The organism is Variovorax sp. (genome assembly GCF_035634955.1).
Classification (GTDB): domain Bacteria; phylum Pseudomonadota; class Gammaproteobacteria; order Burkholderiales; family Burkholderiaceae_C; genus Variovorax.
Genome location: NZ_DASQBZ010000007.1, coordinates 16,181 through 34,895 on the forward strand (window position 1 = coordinate 16,181; position 18,715 = coordinate 34,895).

The following is an 18,715-nucleotide window of genomic DNA, read 5'->3' on the forward strand; positions in this document are numbered from 1 at the left end:
CGGCGGAGACCGGGCCGGCCCACTGCTGCGGAGTTCCACGTGCTGCGTCCGGCGATCGATTTTCTGACCTTCCGGCTCGACGTCCTGAACGAACAAGCCAAGCGCAGGGCCTCTCAAGCCTACGAGGCCGCGTGCAACGTCAGCCTGCGCGACCTTCGGGTGCTGCGCCAGGCCTATGCCAGGCCCGGCATCACCCAGACCGAGGTGGTGGCCGGCGGCTACCTCGAGAAGACGCTCGTCTCCAAGCTCGTCACGTCGCTGGCGCGGCGCGGGCTGATCCGCCGCCAGATCGGCGAGGAAGACGCGCGCTGGGTGCGCCTGTACCTGACCGACGAAGGCCGCGAGGCGGTCCAGCGGTGCAACCGGATGGGGCGGCAGATGGAAAAATCCTTGCTGTCCGTCCTGCAGCCGGCCGACATCGAGCATCTGGAGCGCACGCTGGCCATCCTCACCGCCAAGGTCGAGGAAGACGGCCTTGCGCCGTCGCGCGGCCGCAAGGCGCGCAACCAGGCCGCGCCGAAGCCCAAACCGAAGTCCAAGGCCGCGACAGGGACCAGGGGCTGAGCCAGCTTCCATAATCCGGCCATGGAAACCAAGTGGCTGGAGGATTTCGTCAGTCTGGCGGAGACGCACAGCTTCAGCCGCTCGGCGCAGATGCGGCATGTCACCCAGCCTGCCTTTTCGCGCCGCATCCAGGCGCTGGAAGCCTGGGCCGGCACCGACCTGGTCGACCGCAGCTCGTATCCCACGCGCCTGACCGCGGCCGGGCAGACGCTGTATGCCCAGGCGACGGAGATCCTGCAGGGCCTGCACACCGCGCGCGCAATGCTGCGCGGCCATGCCTCCGCAGGGCAGGACGTGATCGAGTTCGCCGTGCCTCACACGCTCGCGCTGACCTTCTTTCCGGCTTGGGTCACCCGCCTGCGCCAGGGCTTCGGCCCCATGAAAAGCCGGTTGCTGGCGCTCAACGTGCATGACGCGGTGCACCGCCTGACCGAAGGCGGCTGCGACCTCCTGATCGTGTACCACCACCCGGCGCTTCCGCTGGAACTCGATGCCAACCGCTACGAGATGGTCAGCCTCGGGCAGGAGGTCGTCGCGCCGTGGGTCCGCCCGGACGCCGAAGGCGCACCGCGCTATTGCCTGCCGGGCCAGCCCGGCCATCCGCTGCCCTACCTGGCCTATGCGCCGGACGCCTATCTCAGCCGCATCGTCGACCAGTTGTTGCGTGACGCGCCCGTGCCGATGCACCTCGACCGGGTGTACGAGACGGACATGTCCGAGAGCCTGAAGGCCATGGCAATGGAAGGCCACGGCATCGCCTTCCTCCCGCAGAGCGCGGTGCGCAAGGAGACGAAGTCGCGCCGGCTGGTGAGCGCCTTGCCGCCGGAGATCGACCGGCTGGAGGCGACCATGGAGATCCGGGCCTACCGCCAGCGCCCCACGGCGGCGCAGGCGGGCGACGGCGGACATCCCAAGCACGCGGCCGCGGCTCTTTGGGACTACCTCCGGGCCACCCCGCAATCGGCCTGAACGCGCCGGACCGAAGGTCCGGATTGTGCGGCGCACAAAACTATGCGTGGCATGCATGACGCAGCCTGCAAAGGGCATTGGCGCTCGCGCCGCGGCGCGTCTACAGTCGCGCCCGGTTCGCGACCAGGCCCGGCCTGACGCCGGCCGGGCACGTCGCGAGACGTGCGCTTGGCTTCGCTTCCTTCCAATCGAGCACACCCTACATGGACACCCATTTCCGGACCGAACACGATTTCCTGGGCGAGCGCAGGATTCCACTGGACGCCTACTGGGGCGTCCACACCGCACGCGCCGTCGAGAACTTTCCCATCTCCGGCACCCGCGTGTCCGCCATGCCCGACCTGGTGCGGGCACTGGCCTTCGTCAAGAAGGCGGCCGCCCGCGCCAATGCAGAACTGGGCGTCATCGACGCGCAGCGGGCGCAGGCGATCAAGGCGGCCTGCGACGAGCTGATCGGCGGGCACTTCGCCGACCAGTTCGTGGTCGACGTGATCCAGGGCGGCGCCGGCACCTCCACCAACATGAACGCCAACGAGGTGATCTGCAACGTCGCGCTGGAAAAACTGGGCCATGCGAAGGCGCGCTACGACGTGCTGCACCCCAACGACCATGTCAACGCGTCGCAGAGCACCAACGACGTCTACCCGACCGCCGTGCGGCTGGCCCTGTGGTTCGCCATCGGCCGCCTGCTCGAGGCCATGGCGCAACTGCGCGGCGCCTTCGAGGCCAAGGCCGCGGAGTTCGCCGACGTCCTGAAGATCGGCCGCACCCAGTTGCAGGACGCCGTCCCGATGACGCTGGGCCAGGAGTTCCTGACCTACGCCGTGATGATCGGCGAGGACGAGGCCCGCCTGTCCGAGGCGCGGGCGCTGATCGAGGAGATCAACCTCGGCGCCACCGCCATCGGCACCGGCATCAACGCGCCCGAAGGCTATGCCGCGCTGGCCTGCCGGTACCTGGCCGAGGACAGCGGCGTGCCGCTCAAGCCGGCGGCCAACCTGGTCGAGGCTACCCAGGACACCGGCGCCTTCGTCCAGCTGTCGGGGGTGCTCAAGCGAGTGGCGGCCAAGCTCAGCAAGACCTGCAACGATCTTCGACTGCTGTCGAGCGGGCCGCAGGCCGGTTTCGGCGAGATCCGGCTGCCGGCGCGGCAGGCCGGCTCGTCCATCATGCCGGGCAAGGTCAACCCGGTGATCCCCGAGGTGATGAACCAGGTCGCCTTCGAGGTGATCGGCAACGACGTGACCGTGACCATGGCGTCCGAGGCGGGCCAGCTGCAGCTCAATGCCTTCGAGCCGATCATGGGTTGGAGTCTCTTCAAGAGCATCCAGCACCTGGCGCGGGCCTGCCGCACGCTGCAGGTCAATTGCGTCGAGGGCATCGAGGCCAACCGGGAATTCCTGGCCCAGCGGGTGCGCGAGTCGGTCACCCTGGTCACCGCGCTCAATCCGATCATCGGCTACGAGAAGGCCGCGCTCATCGCCAAGACGGCGCTGGCCACCGGCGGGCCGATCGACCTGGTGGCCGAATCGCTGGGCATCATGACGCGGGCGCAGATGGAGGCGCTGCTGGTGCCCGAGACGCTGACCCGCCCGGTCCGGCTGGCGCCGGCGGCGGCGCCTGGGCCGGAAGCGGGCACAAAGGGTGCTTGAGCACGGTGGCGTCGACAAAAGCCGCGTCCCACGGCTGCGCACCAACGTGGCACCATTGCTTACCGGGTTGGCCCTGTGGCGGTGCGCGCGACCTTGTCTAGAATTTGCAGTCTCGTTTCCATACGTAACCTAGGAGTCATCCGCATGAAGAAACAACTCGTCGCACTCGCTGTGACCGCGCTGGCCGTGAGCGGCGCCATGGCGCAGGCGAACGACACGCTGGCCAAGATCAAGGCCAGCGGCAGCATTTCCCTGGGCGTGCGCGACTCGTCCGCGCTGTCGTACACCATCGGCAACGGCAAGTACGTAGGCTTCCACACCGAGATGGCCGAGCGCATCGTCGACGACCTGAGCAAGAAGGTCGGCAAGAAGCTCAACATCAACTACGTGCTGGTGACTTCGCAGAACCGCATCCCGCTGGTGCAGAACGGCACCGTGGACCTGGAGTGCGGCTCGACCACCAACAACGCCACCCGCGCCAAGGACGTCGACTTCGCCTACAACACCTACATGGAAGTGGTGCGCGTGGCCGTCAAGGCCAACTCGGGCATCAAGGACCTGAAGGACCTCAACGGCAAGACCGTGGCCACCACGACTGGCACCACCTCGGTGCAGATCCTGCGCAAGAACAAGCGCGCCCAGGGCGTCAATTTCAACGAAGTCATGGGCAAGGACCACTCCGACAGCTTCCTGCTGCTCGAGTCCGGCCGTGCCGATGCCTTCGTGATGGACGCCTCGATCCTGGCCAAGAACATCTCGACGGCCAAGAACCCGAAGGACTTCAAGATCGTCGGCCCCGAATTGTCGGTCGAGCCGATCGCCTGCATGATGCGCAAGGATGACACCGCCTTCGGCAAGGTCGTCAACGAAAGCATCGCGCGCCAGATGAAGGACGGCTCGCTGGCCAAGCTGTACAACAAGTGGATGGTGCAGCCGGTGCCGCCGAACAACGTGGCGCTGAACTTGCCGCTGTCGGCCGCGACCAAGGAAGCCTGGGCTCACCCGAACAACAAGCCCGCGGAAGACTTCGCCGTCAAGTGAGGCGGTCTGGTTGAGTGACGCAAACGCCCGCCCCGGTGGCGGGCGTTTGTTTATCCGGTCTACATTGCGAAAAACAACGCGGCGAGGAACAAGCCTATGGCATGGGATTGGCAGGTCTTCTGCAAGGACACCATCGACGGCGAACTGGTGCCCGGCTGCTTCGGCACCGGCGACGCCTATACCTATCTCAACTGGATGATCTCGGCCTGGGGCTGGACCGTCTCGGTATCGCTGTGCGCACTGGCCATCGCGCTCGTGGTCGGCTCGGTCATCGGCATTATCCGCACGCTGCCCGACAAGCCATGGGTGGTGCGCCTGGGCAATGCGTGGGTGGAACTGTTCCGCAACATCCCGCTGCTGGTCCAGATCTTCCTCTGGTACCACGTGCTGCCGTCGCTGGTGCCGTTCATGCGCGACTTCCCGCCGTTCCTGCTGGTGGTGCTCGCCCTGGGGCTGTTCACCTCGGCGCGGATCGCCGAACAGGTGCGCGCGGGCATCCAGGCGCTGCCCAAGGGCCAGCGCTATGCCGGCATGGCCATGGGCTTTACCACGGTGCAGTACTACCGCTACGTCATCCTGCCGATGGCCTATCGCATCATCCTTCCGCCGCTGACGTCGGAGTCGATGAACATCTTCAAGAACTCGTCGGTGGCGTTCGCCGTGTCGATCGCCGAACTGACGCAGTTCTATCTGCAAGCCGGCGAGGAAACCTCGCGCAACATGGAGATCTACATCGGCGTGGTGCTGCTGTACATCTTCTCGGCACTGGTGATCAACCGGATCATGGCCTTCATCGAGAAGAAATCGCGCGTGCCGGGCTTCGTCGTCGCCGGTGGCACCGGGGGAGGCCACTGAGATGACCCATCTGGACTTTTCCCTTTTCAACTGGGACGTCGTCACCGGCTTCATCCTCAAGGGCTTCTACTTCAGCATCTTCCTGACGGTGGTCGCGACGCTGGGCGGCATCTTCTTCGGCACCTTGCTGGCGCTGATGCGCCTGTCGGGCAGGAAGTGGCTGGACGTGCCGGCCGCGATCTATGTCAACGGCATGCGGTCGATTCCGCTGGTGATGGTGATCCTGGGCTTCTTCCTCCTGGTGCCCTATGCCATCGGGCGGCCGATCGGGGCCGAATACTCGGCCGTCATCACGTTCGTCGCCTTCGAGGCCGCCTATTTCAGCGAGATCATGCGCGCGGGCATCCAGTCCATTCCGCGCGGGCAGGTCTTCGCCGGCCAGGCCATGGGAATGACCTACAAGCAGAACATGACGCTGGTGATCCTGCCCCAGGCCTTCCGCAACATGCTGCCGGTGCTGCTGACGCAGACCATCATCCTGTTCCAGGACACGTCGCTGGTGTATGCCATCGGTGCCTATGACCTGCTCAAGGGCTTCGAGACCGCGGGCAAGAACATGGGCCGGCCGGTGGAGTCCTACCTGCTGGCGGCCGTGCTCTACTTCATCATCTGCTTTGCGCTCTCGTGGCTGGTCAAGCGCCTGCACAAGAAGATCGCCATCATCCGTTGACCCGAATCGAGGAATAGTCATGTCTGAACCGATGATCGACATCAAGAACGTATCCAAGTGGTATGGCCAGGTGCAGGTGCTGAGCGACTGCAACGTCAGCATCAACAAGGGCGACGTCGTCGTGGTGTGCGGGCCGTCCGGCTCCGGCAAGTCCACGCTCATCAAGACCGTCAACGCGCTCGAGCCGATCCAGAAGGGCGACATCATCGTCAACGGCGTGCACGTCAACGACCCCAAGACCGACCTGCCGAAGCTGCGTTCCAGGGTCGGCATGGTGTTCCAGCACTTCGAGCTGTTCCCGCACCTGTCGGTGACGGAAAACCTCACCATCGCGCAGATCAAGGTGCTGGGCCGCGGCCTGGACGAAGCCAAGACGCGCGGGCTGAAGATGCTCGACCGCGTCGGCCTGATGGCGCACAAGGACAAGTTTCCCGGCCAGCTGTCGGGCGGCCAGCAGCAGCGCGTGGCCATCGCCCGCGCGCTGAGCATGGACCCGATCGTCATGCTGTTCGACGAGCCCACCTCTGCGCTCGACCCAGAGATGGTGGGCGAGGTGCTCGACGTCATGGTCGGCCTGGCCAACGAGGGCATGACCATGATGGTGGTCACGCACGAGATGGGCTTCGCCCGCAAGGTGGCCAACCGGGTCATCTTCATCGACGTGGGCGGCCGCATCCTGGAAGACTGCTCCAAGGACGAGTTCTTCGGCCACCCCGAGAACCGCCAGGCACGCACCAAGGACTTCCTGAACAAGATCCTGCAGCACTGAGCGCTGCGCCGGGCGGCCGACGACGGGCTGGTAGACTCGCCCGCGCATGCGCCGCTTCGTCCTCGTCTTCATGATGTTGCTGCTGCCGCTCCAATGGAGCTGGGCGGCGGCGGCGAGCGTCTGCGAGCACGAGCGGGACGCGACGCACCTCGGCCACCACGAACACAAGCACGGTGGTGCCGACGAAGCGCAGAAGATCCCCGCGGACGACGGCGATGGCCAGCCGCCGGGCAAACATCCGGACTGCCAGGCCTGCCACGGCATGGGCGCGGTCTGCCTGACATCGCCGACCTGTCCCGAACGTCTGTGGGCAGAGCGCGGGCCACTCCCCGGCTACGGACGGTTCCTCCCCGAGCCGCCCGTCCAGAGCCTTCTGCGGCCTCCACTGAGTCTCGTCGCCTAGACGGCTGACGAGGCGGTTTTCCCTTCATTGCGTCCTGCCGGACGCACCCCTCGTCAGGTTCCCGAACCGGGCGGGCGCCTGCGCGCGCGCCCTTACGACGAGATATTTCATGAGAGAAAGACACTGGGGGTTCTCCGGCGTGCTGGCGGCCGTGCTGATGGCGTGCGCGTCGACGGGATTCGCAGAGGGTTCGCCCATCAAACAAGGCTTCGACGCGGCCTGGGCGCGACAGCCCGAGCAGCGGTCGGCCGCGCTTCGCCGCGACTCGGCGGCTGCCGGCCTCGCCGCGGCCGGGCGATGGTCGCCCGAGCCACCCTCGCTGGAGCTGGGCGCGAAGACCGACCGGTACGCGCGAAACGACGGGGGCCGCGAGTACGCGGGCGGGATTGCGATCCCGCTCTGGCTGCCCGGGGAGCGCGCCTCGGCCCAGGCCAGCGCCTCTTCGGACATGTCGGCCGTGGACGCGCGGCTGCTGGCGGCCCGGTGGCGGCTGGCGGCGCAGGTGCGCGAGGCGTTCTGGACGGTTCGGCGCGCGGACATCGAGCAGCAGATTGCTGAGCGCCGCCTGGCAAACGCCACCCGACTGGCGCAGGATGTGGCGCGGCGCGTCAGCGCCGGAGACCTGGCCAGGGCAGACAGTCATCAGGCTCAGGCCGGCGTTGCCGCCGCGCAAGCCGCCGTCGCGCAGGCCGGCATCGGCCGGATCCAGGCTGCGACAGCCTGGAAGGCGTTGACCGGTCTGGACGCGGCGCGCGTCGCAGAGTCGTCCTCGCCGGAGTCCCGGCCCCCGGAAGCGTTGGCGGACGGTCAGCACCCGGCCCTGCTCGACCTGACCGCACGGGTCGAACGCGCCCGCGCGCAGCAGGCGCTGGCCGGTGTTCAGACGCGTCTGAATCCGGAACTGACGCTGGGCGCGGTTCGCGAGCGCGACGCCTTCGGCGAGCGGTACCAGGACAGCATCGTGGTCGGCATACGGGTGCCCCTGGGCAGCACCAGCGGCAGCGCGGCAAGGCTCGCAGCGGCCAGTGCCGATCTGACGGAAGCGGAATCAGAACTGTCGCTGGAGGAGGCACGCATTGCCGGCCAGGCCGATGCGGCGCGCGCGACCCTGCACGCCCTCGAACTCACTCGCGACGCCGCGAAGCGGCGTGCCGATCTGGCACGCGAGTCGAGGGGGTTTTTCGCGAAGTCCTTTCAACTGGGGGAGACAGACCTTCCCACCCGCCTTCGAGCGGATCTCGAAGCCTACGAAGCAGAGCGCCAGGCCGCGCGCAGCCGCCTGGACGCCGACGCTGCGGTCTCGAGCTTGCGACAGGCGCTGGGCCTGTTGCCCGACTGATTTTTCAAGGATCACCGATGTTCACAAGAATTCATGCCGGGCTGGCGCTTTGCGCCGCCCTTTGGGCTGTGCCCGCGGTCGCGGACGACGGCCACAACCATGACGCTGCGCCCGCTGCCGCTGCGGGACCTGCCTTGCCGCGCTTCGCTGCCGCCGCGGGCCGGTTCGAGCTGGTGGGACTCGTCAACGCCAGGCAACTGACCGTCTACCTGGACCGGTTCGACGACAACTCGCCGGTCGAGGGCGCGAGCATCGAGCTGGAGGTCGGCGGCGCTCCGGTCTCGCTCGAGGAACATGCCGAAGGCGAGTTCGAAGGAACGCTGGCGCACGAACTCGAGTCCGGGACGACGCAGGTCAGGGCGACCATCACGGTCGGAAGCGAAGTCCGCACCGTCGGCGCCGAACTCGACGTGCACGAGGAATCGCCGCAGCAAGCCGCAAGCCCGATCGGATGGCAGCGCTACGCGACATGGACGGCCCTGGCCACCCTCCTGGCCTTGTGCGCCGCCTGGGTCGGCCGGCGCGCCGGCATGCAGCGTGCCCGCCTGGGAGGAGCGGCATGATGCGCGAATTCCTCATTGCGCTCGCAGCGAGCATTGCTTGCGCCGCCTGGGCGGGCGGAGAACCCGGCCACGACCATGGTGGCGCCGGGCCGGTCCCGAACCTCGACGGCCCGGCCCGCCTGCCCGACGGCAGCGTCTTCCTGCCCAAGGCCTCGCAACGACAGCTCGTCGTGAGAACCGTCGTCGTCGAAGAAGGCGATCTGCCCCGCACGGCGGAGCTCTCCGGCAAGGTGGTGACGGATCCGAACGCGGGCGGCAAGGTCCAGGCGACCGTTGCCGGCCGCTTGCAGGCCGGCCCCAAAGGCTTGCCGACATTGGGCCAGACGGTCGAGAAAGGCGACGTGCTGGCATTCGTCGTTCCTTCCTCTGCGCCGGTCGAGCGATCCAACCAGGCGGCGCAGCTTGCCGAAATTCGTGCGTCGCAGCAACTCGCGCAGAAGCGCCTGGCCCGGCTGAGGGAACTGAGCGATACGGTGCCGCGCAAGGAGATCGACGCGGCCGAGTCGGAGGTGTCGAGTCTCTCGGCGCGCGGATCGGCCATCGGCCGCGGCCTGTCGAGCCGCGAGGCGCTGGTTGCCCCCGTATCCGGCGTCATCGCGGCCGCACGGGCCGTCGCCGGCCAGGTGGTCGACGCCAGGGAGCTCGTCTTCGAGATCGTCGACCCGGGTCGCCTGAACATCGAAGCCGTGGCGTTCGACACGGAACTCGCTGCGGACGTCGGCCAGGCCAGCCTGGCAATCGGCAATGCGCGCGTGCCGTTGCAGTTCATCGGAGCCGCGGGTGCGCTGCGCGAGCAGGCGTTGCCGCTGCTGTTCCGGCCACAGCAGGCCGCGCCGGAGCGGCTGGCCGTCGGGCAAGCCGTGCGCGTGTTCGTGCAGACCCGCTCGACGGTCCGTGGCGTCCCGCTGCCGGCCGCGTCCCTGATGAGGAATCCCTCCAATCAAACCGTGGTGTGGATCAAGTCTTCGCCCGAGACCTTCGAGCCACGGGTCGTCACAACCGAACCACTGGACGGCGTGAACGTCGCGGTTACCTCGGGCCTGAAGGCCGGCGACCGGGTCGCCACCCGGGGCGCGGCCCTCATCAACCAGGTTCGCTGAGGAGGAGCACGCATGTTCAAGTGGCTACTCGGCAACAGCCTGGCCAACCGCCTGCTGGTTCTCATCGTCAGCGCGGTATTGATGGCCTACGGGGCGTGGACGCTCTCGCGCATGCCCGTCGACGTGTTCCCGGATCTCAACAAGCCCACGGTCACGGTCATGACCGAGGCTGGAGGGATGGCCGCCGAAGAGGTGGAGCAGCTCATCACCTTTCCGCTCGAGACGACGATGAACGGGCTTCCGGGCGTCGAGACGATACGCTCCGTATCCTCCGCCGGCCTGTCGTTCGTCTACGTGACCTTCGACTGGAGCACGGACATATTCCGGGCACGGCAGATGGTTTCCGAGCGATTGACGTCGATGGAGGAGGGGCTGGCCGACGGCGTCGTCCCGCGCATGGGACCGATCAGCTCCATCATGGGCGAGATCATGCAGATCGCCATTCCGGTCGACACCGCCAGCATCTCGCCGATGGCGGTCAGGGAATACGCCGACTGGGTGCTCCGACCGCGCCTGATGTCGGTGCCCGGCGTGGCTCAGGTCATTCCCATCGGCGGCGAAGTGCGCCAGTTCCAGGTGCAACCGAGCACCACCCGCATGTCGGACCTCGGAATCACGCACGAACAGCTCGAGGCCGCGCTCAAGGGCTATTCCTCCAACACCTCCGGCGGGTTTCTCGAGCTCAACGGCCGCGAGTACCTCATCCGGAACATCGGACGGACATCGTTGCTCGAAGACCTCAAGAATCTCGCGCTCACCGCGAGGGACGGGCAGCCCATACTGCTGCGCCAGGTCGCGGACGTCACGTTCGCGCCCGCACTCAGGCGCGGCGATGCCGGATTCGAAGGCAAGCCGGCGGTCATTCTCGGCATACAGAAGCAGCCGACGGCCGACACCATCGGCCTGACGCGCGCCATCGAGGACGCCCTGGCGTCGATGAAGGCTTCGCTGCCGGCCGGGATGGAGGCGCCGCGTGTCACGTTTCGCCAGGCGAGCTTCATCGAGGCGTCGATCGACAATCTGCAGACGAAGCTCATCGGCGCGTCGCTGTTCGTGGCTGCCATCCTGTTCTTCTTCCTGGGAACGCTGCGCCCCACAGTCATCGCTCTGACGGCCATTCCGGTGTCCGTCTTCATGACCGCGCTGGTGTTCAAGTACTTCGGGTTGTCCATCAACACCATGACCCTGGGCGGCCTGGCGATCGCCATAGGGGGGCTTGTCGACGATGCGGTGGTCGGCGTGGAGAACGTGCTGCGCCGGCTCAAGGAGAACCGGGCAAGGCACCCCAGCCACCGCCTGCACCCCGCCGAGCTGGTGGCGCAGGCAACGATGGAGGTGCGCTCCGCCATTCTGTACGCCACCATCATCATCGTCCTGGTCTTCGTGCCGCTGTTCGCATTGCCCGGCATGGAAGGGCGCCTGTTCATCCCCCTGGGCATCGCCTTCATCGTCTCCACGCTCGCCAGCCTCGTCGTTTCGGTCACGGTCACGCCCGTGCTCTCGTACTACCTGCTGCCGCGGATGAAGTCCCTGGACCACGGGGACACCCGGCTGCTGGCCTGGCTCAAGAGGCACTATGCAAGCGGGCTGGAAAAGGTGCTCGACCGTCCGAGGGCGGCACTGGCCGCCGGCGGCCTCGCCGTGCTGGTGGCCCTGGCTGCCGTGCCATTCTTTCCCACGACGTTCCTGCCGCCCTTCAACGAAGGCACCTTGCTGATCGGCATGCGGCTCAACCCGGGCGTCACGCTCGCGGACTCTGCCGCACTGGCGCGCCAGGCCGAGGTCCTCGTCAAGCAGGTGCCGGAAGTCACGCACGTCGGGCGCCGCAGTGGGCGCGCGGAGCTGGACGAGCATGCCGAAGGGGTGCACGTCAGCGAGCTGGACGTGGGCCTGAAGCCGTCCGGCGAGCTGACACGCTCGATGAGCGAGATCTCGGCGGACATTCGCGCCAGGCTGGTCAACCTGCCCGCGGCCATCTCCATCGGCCAGCCCATCTCCCATCGCATCGACCACATGCTCAGCGGAGTGCGGTCGCAGATCGCCGTCAAGATTCACGGGGAAGACCTGGACACGCTGCGCGGCCAGGCCGACGCGCTGCGGGCAAGGCTTGCCACGATTGCCGGCGTGGCCGATCTTGAGATCGAGAAGCAGGTCCTCGCACCGCAGATCAAGGTGCGCATCGACCATGCGGCGGCGGCGCGGTATGGCGTGCCAACGCCCCAGGTGCTGGCGACGCTGCAGGGCCTGGTCGAAGGCGAGAAGGTCACGCAGATCGTCGAGGGCGGGCGTCGCTTTGCCCTGGTGGTCAAGCTTGCGGAGGAGGCGCGCTCGGCCGATGGCCTCCGGAACATCCTCATCGAGACGCCTTCGGGCCGCGTGCCATTGTCGAAGCTCGCATCGATCGAGGATGGCGACGGCCCGAACCAGATCAGCCGGGACGATGGCAAGCGCCGTATCGTGCTGTCCGCCAACGCCGAAGGCCGGCCCCTGTCCGACATTGTCGAGGACATGCGGCGCGTCGTGGCCGATCTGAAGCTGCCCGAAGGGTACTTCGTGACCCTCGGAGGCCAGTTCCAGGCGCAGGAAGAGGCCTCGCGCCTCGTCGGCCTCCTTTCGCTGGTCTCGCTGGCGCTGATGTTCGTCGTCCTCTACAGCCGCTACCAGTCCGGTCGCCTGTCGCTGCTGATCATGGCAAACATCCCGCTGGCGCTCGTCGGAGCAGTCATCGGCCTGTGGGTCTCGGGACAACCGTTGTCGGTGGCCGCGCTCGTGGGCTTCATCACGCTGGCGGGCATCTCCGTGCGCAACGGAATCCTGAAGGTCAGCCACTACATCAACCTGATGCGGTTCGAAGGTGAGGAGTTCGACCACAGGATGATCCTGCGTGGCTCGATCGAGCGCCTGGCACCGGTGTTGATGACAGCACTCGTCACGGCGTTTGCGCTGGCGCCGCTGCTGTTCGAGGCAGAGCAGCCGGGTACGGAGGTGCTGCACCCCGTGGCCGTGGTGATTTTCTCGGGCCTCGTCAGCTCGACCCTTCTGGACACGTTCCTGACCCCGGCCATGTTCTGGCTCTTCGGACGCAAGGACGCCGAGCGTCTGATGGCCTCGAAGTCGGCCGAGGCGCTTTGAGTGTGAGTTGAAGGCCGAAGCCTGCCGAGCCCGCCCCGATGGGGGCGGCGCGGCAGGCTTATTGCTTTTGGCGTCCCCCGAAAGGCGATATCCGGGCCCTGTCGATCGGTTCACAATGCATCGGGAGCCTGTGCCTGTCGACGCAGGCATGTGCTGGGCGTCGAGCAGTGAATCTTTCGGATTTTTCTGACACGCAGTTCCTGGTGCCCTGCAGACGTTGCGCCGAGTTGCTGCAGGACGGGGATCGCTTTTGCCGCTTTTGCGGCGAGGTGCAATGGGACGGCGCCGACGCCGCCGGCATGCGGCTGGATGTCGCCGGCGAGCGCAAGGCGCTTGCCGTCATCGCGGGTCCGGCGGCGGCCGCGATCGATCGGCCGGGACGTCGCGCCCGCTACTGGCCGGCCCGGCGCAGCGCTGGCGGCCGCCAGTCGGCGGCTGACGTGGCCCAGTCATGGGCGCCCGCCCCGCGCGAACCCGGCACGATGGTGCTCGGCACCGCGGTGGTGGTGCTGCTGCTGTTCGGCGGCGTGCTGGTACACGACCTCTACGCCGAGCACCGGCGCGAAGCCGATCGGTTGCAGCAGCTGAGCGTCACCCTCGACCGGATGCAGCAATCGTTGGACCGCGGCGAACTCGGGGCAGTGGAAGATGCGCTGGGGCGCCTGGATGATGACGCCAGCGCGGACCCCCGCATCCAGGCATTGCGGCAATCGGTGGAACGGCAGCGCCAGCGCCCTGCGACCGAGCCGGCGCCGGATCCGGCGCCGGCGCCAGTGCAGGCGCTTGCTCAGCCGATGCCGTCGCCCTCGCCACAAGCTGCGGCGCCTGCGCCTGCGCCGGTCCCGCCCCAGCCCACGGACGCGACGCGGTTCGCCAGCGGCGAACCCGCTCGTCACGAGCCGGCGGCAGTGCCGGTCGCCGACGCGGCCTTGCCTTCTCCATCCGGCGAGCCGGTGGTCGCGTTGCCGGCCCCGGCTACCAGCACGGCGGCCGAAAGCCGGCCGCCGGAGGCGCCGGTGGCGGCCACTGCGCCGGAGCCCGCGCCCCCACCCGAGCCCGTAGCGCTGCCGGCAGCGGCAGTGGCACCCGCAGCGGCCGTGGCACCGCCGCCTGCCGCCGTGTCCGTCCCGGCGACGGGCCTGGCTCCGCCCGTGGACGCGCCGTCCAACGTACCTGCCGGCTGCAATGCGGCGCTGGCCGCCATGGCCTTGTGCCCGACCTCTTGAAGAAGGAGCGACCATGCCGATCCGAACCATCCTGGCCGGCCTTGGCCTGGCCATCCTCGCTTCCCTGGCCGGCGCGGCATCGCCGCCTGCGCAATACAAGATCGTCACGGCCTCCAGGAGCGGCACCTACATCCAGATCGGGCGCGACCTGGCCAAGTGGGTGGCCGAGCCGGCGGGCATCGAGCTCGAGGTGCTGGAATCGCTGGGGTCGGCCGAGAACGTGCGGCGCATGCGCTTCGAGCCCGGCGTCAAGCTGGCGCTGGTGCAGTCGGACGTGTTCCAGGCCTACCTGGACGAAGCCAAGGCGGGCAACGCCGAGGCGGGCAACATCATCCGGCCGCTGCGCCTGATCATGCCGTTGTACGACGAGGAAATCTATTTCGTGGCGCGCGCGGATTCGCCGCTCAACGCGATCCACGAGATCAAGAACAAGAAGATCGGCGTCGGCCCGCTGGGCAGCGGCACGGCGCTGACCTCGCGCACGCTCTACCAGCTGATGTTCCAGGAGCCCATGCCGCCGGACAGCGCGCAGTACCTGACCAACGAGGAGGCCCTGGCCAAGCTCACCGTGGACAAGACCATCGACGTGGCGATCATCGTTGCCGGGCAACCGGCCAAGCTGTTCACCGACATGCAGCCGGACGCCCGCAAGTTCATCAAGCTTCTCAAGCTCGACGAGAACGCGCCGGAGACGGCGCGGGCCAGGAAGACTTACTTTCCGGCGCTCATCCGCGGGGCGAACTATTCATCCTGGCTCGGCAGCGACGTGCCCACCTGGACGGTGAAGGCCTATCTCGTGACCTACGACTACGGCCTGCAGTCGACCGTGGGCAATCTCGGGCGCTTTGCCCAGTCCCTGTGCGAGAACTTCGACAAGCTGCAGGCCAACGGCCACCCCAAGTGGAAGCAGGTCAAGCTCGAACTGCCGCCGCTGGGGCAGGGCTGGCGCTACTTCCCGCCGGTGGAAAAGCGCCTGCGTGCCTGCATCGCGGCCCAGCCGCGCGCGGCCGCAGGCGTCACCGGCGCGCCGCTGCGGCCATGCACCGAGCAGGAACTGGTGCTCGGCATCTGCCGCCGCTGAGGCTCAGCGCGCCTGCAGGTGCGGATGCTGCGAGAACAGCTCCGCCGCCCAGTCGACGAAGGCGCGCACCTTGGGGCTGAGGTGGCGGTTGGGCGGATAGACCACGTAGATCGGCAGCGGGTCGCGTGTCCACTCCGGCAGCACCTCCACCAGCTCGCCTTTGTCGAGATGCGGCGCGGCCTGGAAGGTGACGCACTGCGAGATGCCGAAGCCTTCGAGCACCGACCGGAAGTGCGCGTTGGCCTCGTTCACGGCCACGCGGTAAGGCACCGTCACCTCGACTTCCTCGCCGTCCTTCTTGAACTGCATCGAGTGCTGCCCGCGCGAGCGCTGCGAGAAGAAGGCCACCGCGTGGTGGCGCTTCTCCAGGTCCGACGGGTGCCCGGGCACGCCGTAGCGCCGGATGTAGTCCGGTGCGGCCACGGTGACGAACGGCAGCATGCCGATGCGCCGCGCCACCAGCGACTGGTCGCGCAGCTGGCCGACCCGGATCACGCAGTCGACGTTCTCGCTGAGCAGATCGACCGGCCGGTCGGTCACGCCCAGGTCCACCTGGATCTCGGGGTACTGGTCGCAGAACTCCTTGAGCCGCGGGATGATCAGCAGCTGCGCCGTCGACGACCCGACGTCGATGCGCAGCACCCCCTTCGGGCTGGCCTGGGCGTTGGTCATGCTCGATTCCAGCTCGTCGAATTCGCCCAGCAGCCGCGCGACCCGCTCGTAATAGGCGGCACCGTCGGGCGTGACGCTCACCCGCCGCGTGGTGCGGTTGAGCAGCTTGGACTGGACGCGCTCCTCCAGCGACTGGATCTGCTTGGTGACGGTTCCCTTGGGCAGGCGCAGCGACTCCGCCGCGCGGGTGAAATTTCCGGATTCGACGACGCGCACGAATGTGCGCATGGCGAGGATGGGATCCATGCTTCTCGTTCTCCTCATTGCCTGGCCTGCGCCAGGGGAGCGGATTCTCACACGCACCGCTTTCGCGATTGTTCGCCGAAAAGAAACAGAGTTGGCCGCGCACAGGGACTTCCCGGATGACGCGCAGGGCCTAATATCCAAACCGTCGATCCACTGCATCCCCTGCGCCAACCCACCTCCGACCATGTCGCCCACAAGCCCATCTCCAGCCGCTGCCGGCGCCCCGGCGCAAGCCACCGAGCGTGAAGTGCCGGTGGAGCTGGCCGGGCGCGAGCCGGTGCTGGTGCGCCTGTACGGCGAGCGCCGGGCCGCCGGCGGCCCGCTGGTGCTGCACTTCCACGGCGGCACCTTCGCCTGCGGCGACCTGGACGACGGGCGCATGGTGGCGCGGCTGCTGGCCGGCTGCGGCGCCGTGGTCGCCTCGCTGGCGTATCCGCACAAGCCGTTTCCCGAGCCGATCGAGGTGGGCTACGACGTGCTGTCGTGGCTGCACAAGCACCGGGTCAAGCTCGCCGGGAAGGCCGCGCGCATCTACCTGGCCGGCGAAGAGGCCGGCGGCAACCTGGCCGCCGCCGTGGCGATGATCGCGCGCGACCGCGACCACCCGCCGCTGGCCGGGCAACTGCTGCTGTCCCCGATGCTCGACCCCTGCACCGGCTCGGCCTCGCTGCGGGATGCGCAGGCGCAGGACGACTCGCCGTGCAAATGGGCGGCGGGCTGGGCCAAGTACCTCAGCCGCCTGTCCGATTCCATGCACCCTTACGCGGTGCCGGGCACGTCGTTGCGGCTGTCGCGCCTGGCGCCCACGCTCGTGCTGGTGGGCCAGGATGACGCATTGCGCGACGAAGGCCTGGCCTACGCCCGCCGCCTGCGCGACGCCGGCAATGCGGTGACCGAGATCGTCCTGCCCAGCACCGCCGGCTGGGAAGACTCGCTGGCCCAGGGTGCGAGCGGGCAGTGTCCCTGCGAGCTGATGGTCAAGCAGCACTTCGGCGACTTCCTCAGCGCCGCGCCGCCACCGGCCGACTGAGCCGCGCCGCAGTCCGCGGCGACCCGATTTCCCGTTCCGTTTTCCGCTTTCCCGGCGCGCGATCCGCACCGGGACGGCTCGTTGCATCCCTCTGGACCCCACAAGGACCTTCGACATGACCAGGCAAAAGATCTCTCTCTCGGCTCGCAAGGGCCTGTGGCCCACCCTGACCGCCCTGACCGCAATCGCCGCCCTGGCCGCCGCGCTGGTCGGGCTCGATGCCCGCAAGGCGGAGGCGAGCAGCGCGCCGGCGCAGGCCCCGGCCGTGCCGGTTTCCGTTGCCGCGGTGCAGGCCGAATCGGTGCGGACTTGGGACGAGTTTTCCGGCCGGCTCGAAGCGGTCCAGCGGGTGGAGGTGCGCCCGCGCGTCGCCGGCGCCGTGCTGTCGGTCCACTTCCAGGAGGGTGCGCTGGTGCGCCAGGGCGACCTGCTGGTGACCATCGACCCGGCCCCCTACGCCGCCGAGGTGGAGCGGGCAGAAGCCCAGGTGGCCGCCGCCCGCGCCCGGCAGGGCTACGCCCGCAGCGAACAGGCCCGTGCCAGCCGCCTGTGGGACGAGCGCGCCATCGCCCAGCGCGACCTGGACGAGCGCAGCAATGCGTTGCGCGAAGCCGACGCCAACCTGCGCGCCGCCCAGGCGGCCTTGAACAGCGCGCGGCTGAACCTGGACTACACCCAGGTGCGGGCGCCGGTGGCAGGGCGCATCGGGCGGCTGGAAGTGACCGTGGGCAACCTGGTCGGCGCCGGCGCCGCCGCGCCGGTGTTGGCCAACCTGGTCTCGGTCAGCCCCATCTACGCCAGCTTCGACGTGGACGAGCGGGCCGTCGGCAAGGCCCTGCGGGAGCTGCCCCAGACGCTCGACCGGCGCGCCGCCATCGGCCGCATTCCGGTGCAGATGGGTACCGTGGCCAGCGATGGCACGCCGTTCGAGGGCCATCTCCAGCTGATCGACAACCAGGTCGACGCACGGAGCGGCACGGTGCGCGTGCGCGCGGCCTTCGAAAACAAGGACGGCGTGCTGATCCCCGGCCAGTTCGCCCGCATCCGCATGGGCCAGGCCAGCAACAGCGACCTGCTGCTGGTGAGCGAGCGCGCCATCGGCACCGACCAGGACAAGAAGTTCGTGCTGGTGATCGGCGCCGGTGACAAGGCCGAGTACCGCGAAGTGAAGGTGGGCGCCTCGGTGCGTGGCCTGCGCGTGGTGCAAAGCGGCCTGGCGCCGGGCGAGCGGGTCGTCGTCAACGGCCTGCAGCACGTGCGCCCGGGCATGCAGGTGGCGCCGCAGCTGGTGGCCATGGATGCCCTGGCGGCCGGGGCCGCCACCGGCGCGGCCCGCGTGGCCTCCAACTGAAGCCGCCGCTTCTCCCATCCCCATTCAATTCATAGATCCGTGCCGGCGCCAT

At 68.1% G+C, this 18,715-nt stretch carries 17 protein-coding genes; 16 read left to right on the forward strand and 1 reads right to left on the reverse strand.

Features of this window, described 5'->3' with window-relative positions; translation table 11 throughout:
• Nucleotides 1–39 precede the first annotated feature (39 nt).
• The 14 genes from VES41_RS02225 (at nucleotide 40) to VES41_RS02290 (ending at nucleotide 15,364) form a co-directional block, all read left to right on the forward strand.
• Nucleotides 40–564 (forward strand): MarR family winged helix-turn-helix transcriptional regulator, encoded by a 525-nt coding sequence (locus VES41_RS02225; RefSeq protein ID WP_324812437.1) that lies wholly within the window; start codon nucleotides 40–42, stop codon nucleotides 562–564.
• Between the two features lie 21 nt (nucleotides 565–585).
• A complete protein-coding gene (locus VES41_RS02230; protein WP_324812440.1) occupies nucleotides 586–1,533 on the forward strand; it encodes a LysR substrate-binding domain-containing protein in 948 nt (315 codons plus the stop codon).
• Between the two features lie 203 nt (nucleotides 1,534–1,736).
• Nucleotides 1,737–3,185, forward strand: coding sequence for an aspartate ammonia-lyase (locus VES41_RS02235; RefSeq protein WP_324812443.1), 1,449 nt, complete (start codon nucleotides 1,737–1,739; stop codon nucleotides 3,183–3,185).
• Nucleotides 3,186–3,329: 144 nt separating this feature from the next.
• Nucleotides 3,330–4,226, forward strand: a complete 897-nt coding sequence (locus VES41_RS02240; protein WP_324812445.1) for a transporter substrate-binding domain-containing protein — start codon at nucleotides 3,330–3,332, stop codon at nucleotides 4,224–4,226.
• Nucleotides 4,227–4,322: 96 nt separating this feature from the next.
• A complete protein-coding gene (locus VES41_RS02245) occupies nucleotides 4,323–5,081 on the forward strand; it encodes an amino acid ABC transporter permease (RefSeq protein ID WP_324812447.1) in 759 nt (252 codons plus the stop codon).
• 1 nt (nucleotide 5,082) lies between these two features.
• Entirely contained in the window at nucleotides 5,083–5,751 is a 669-nt protein-coding gene (locus tag VES41_RS02250; protein WP_324812449.1) for an amino acid ABC transporter permease, read from the forward strand.
• 31 nt (nucleotides 5,752–5,782) lie between these two features.
• The gene (locus tag VES41_RS02255; RefSeq protein ID WP_324813077.1) at nucleotides 5,783–6,520 is read left to right on the forward strand and encodes an amino acid ABC transporter ATP-binding protein; all 738 of its coding nucleotides are present in this window, start codon (nucleotides 5,783–5,785) and stop codon (nucleotides 6,518–6,520) included.
• A gap of 46 nt (nucleotides 6,521–6,566) precedes the next feature.
• Nucleotides 6,567–6,923, forward strand: coding sequence for a hypothetical protein (locus tag VES41_RS02260; protein WP_324812451.1), 357 nt, complete (start codon nucleotides 6,567–6,569; stop codon nucleotides 6,921–6,923).
• Between the two features lie 109 nt (nucleotides 6,924–7,032).
• Nucleotides 7,033–8,262, forward strand: a complete 1,230-nt coding sequence (locus VES41_RS02265; protein ID WP_324812454.1) for a TolC family protein — start codon at nucleotides 7,033–7,035, stop codon at nucleotides 8,260–8,262.
• A 17-nt stretch (nucleotides 8,263–8,279) separates the two neighbouring features.
• On the forward strand, nucleotides 8,280–8,825 hold the full coding sequence (locus VES41_RS02270) for a hypothetical protein (protein WP_324812457.1): 546 nt from the start codon (nucleotides 8,280–8,282) through the stop codon (nucleotides 8,823–8,825).
• Nucleotides 8,825–9,925: an efflux RND transporter periplasmic adaptor subunit gene (locus VES41_RS02275; RefSeq protein ID WP_414718993.1), complete on the forward strand. Its 1,101-nt coding sequence runs from the start codon at nucleotides 8,825–8,827 to the stop codon at nucleotides 9,923–9,925. Before VES41_RS02270 ends, VES41_RS02275 begins: the two co-directional genes overlap by 1 nt.
• Before the next feature lie 12 nt (nucleotides 9,926–9,937).
• Complete coding sequence (locus VES41_RS02280) at nucleotides 9,938–13,057, forward strand: efflux RND transporter permease subunit (protein ID WP_324812461.1); 3,120 nt, start codon at nucleotides 9,938–9,940, stop codon at nucleotides 13,055–13,057.
• 203 nt (nucleotides 13,058–13,260) lie between these two features.
• Entirely contained in the window at nucleotides 13,261–14,283 is a 1,023-nt protein-coding gene (locus tag VES41_RS02285) for a hypothetical protein (protein ID WP_324812463.1), read from the forward strand.
• Nucleotides 14,284–14,296: 13 nt separating this feature from the next.
• Nucleotides 14,297–15,364, forward strand: a complete 1,068-nt coding sequence (locus VES41_RS02290; protein WP_324812465.1) for a TAXI family TRAP transporter solute-binding subunit — start codon at nucleotides 14,297–14,299, stop codon at nucleotides 15,362–15,364.
• A gap of 3 nt (nucleotides 15,365–15,367) precedes the next feature.
• Here VES41_RS02290 and VES41_RS02295 read toward each other — a convergent pair whose 3' ends face one another.
• A complete protein-coding gene (locus tag VES41_RS02295) occupies nucleotides 15,368–16,282 on the reverse strand; it encodes a LysR family transcriptional regulator (protein ID WP_324812467.1) in 915 nt (304 codons plus the stop codon).
• 184 nt (nucleotides 16,283–16,466) lie between these two features.
• Here VES41_RS02295 and VES41_RS02300 point away from each other — a divergent pair, with 184 nt between their 5' ends.
• Together VES41_RS02300 and VES41_RS02305 are read left to right on the forward strand one after the other, a co-directional pair.
• Nucleotides 16,467–17,312 carry an alpha/beta hydrolase gene (locus VES41_RS02300; RefSeq protein ID WP_324812470.1) on the forward strand — a complete coding sequence of 282 codons (846 nt, stop codon included), beginning with the start codon at nucleotides 16,467–16,469 and terminating at the stop codon, nucleotides 17,310–17,312.
• 115 nt (nucleotides 17,313–17,427) lie between these two features.
• Nucleotides 17,428–18,663, forward strand: coding sequence for an efflux RND transporter periplasmic adaptor subunit (locus VES41_RS02305; RefSeq protein ID WP_324812473.1), 1,236 nt, complete (start codon nucleotides 17,428–17,430; stop codon nucleotides 18,661–18,663).
• Nucleotides 18,664–18,715: the final 52 nt, after the last annotated feature.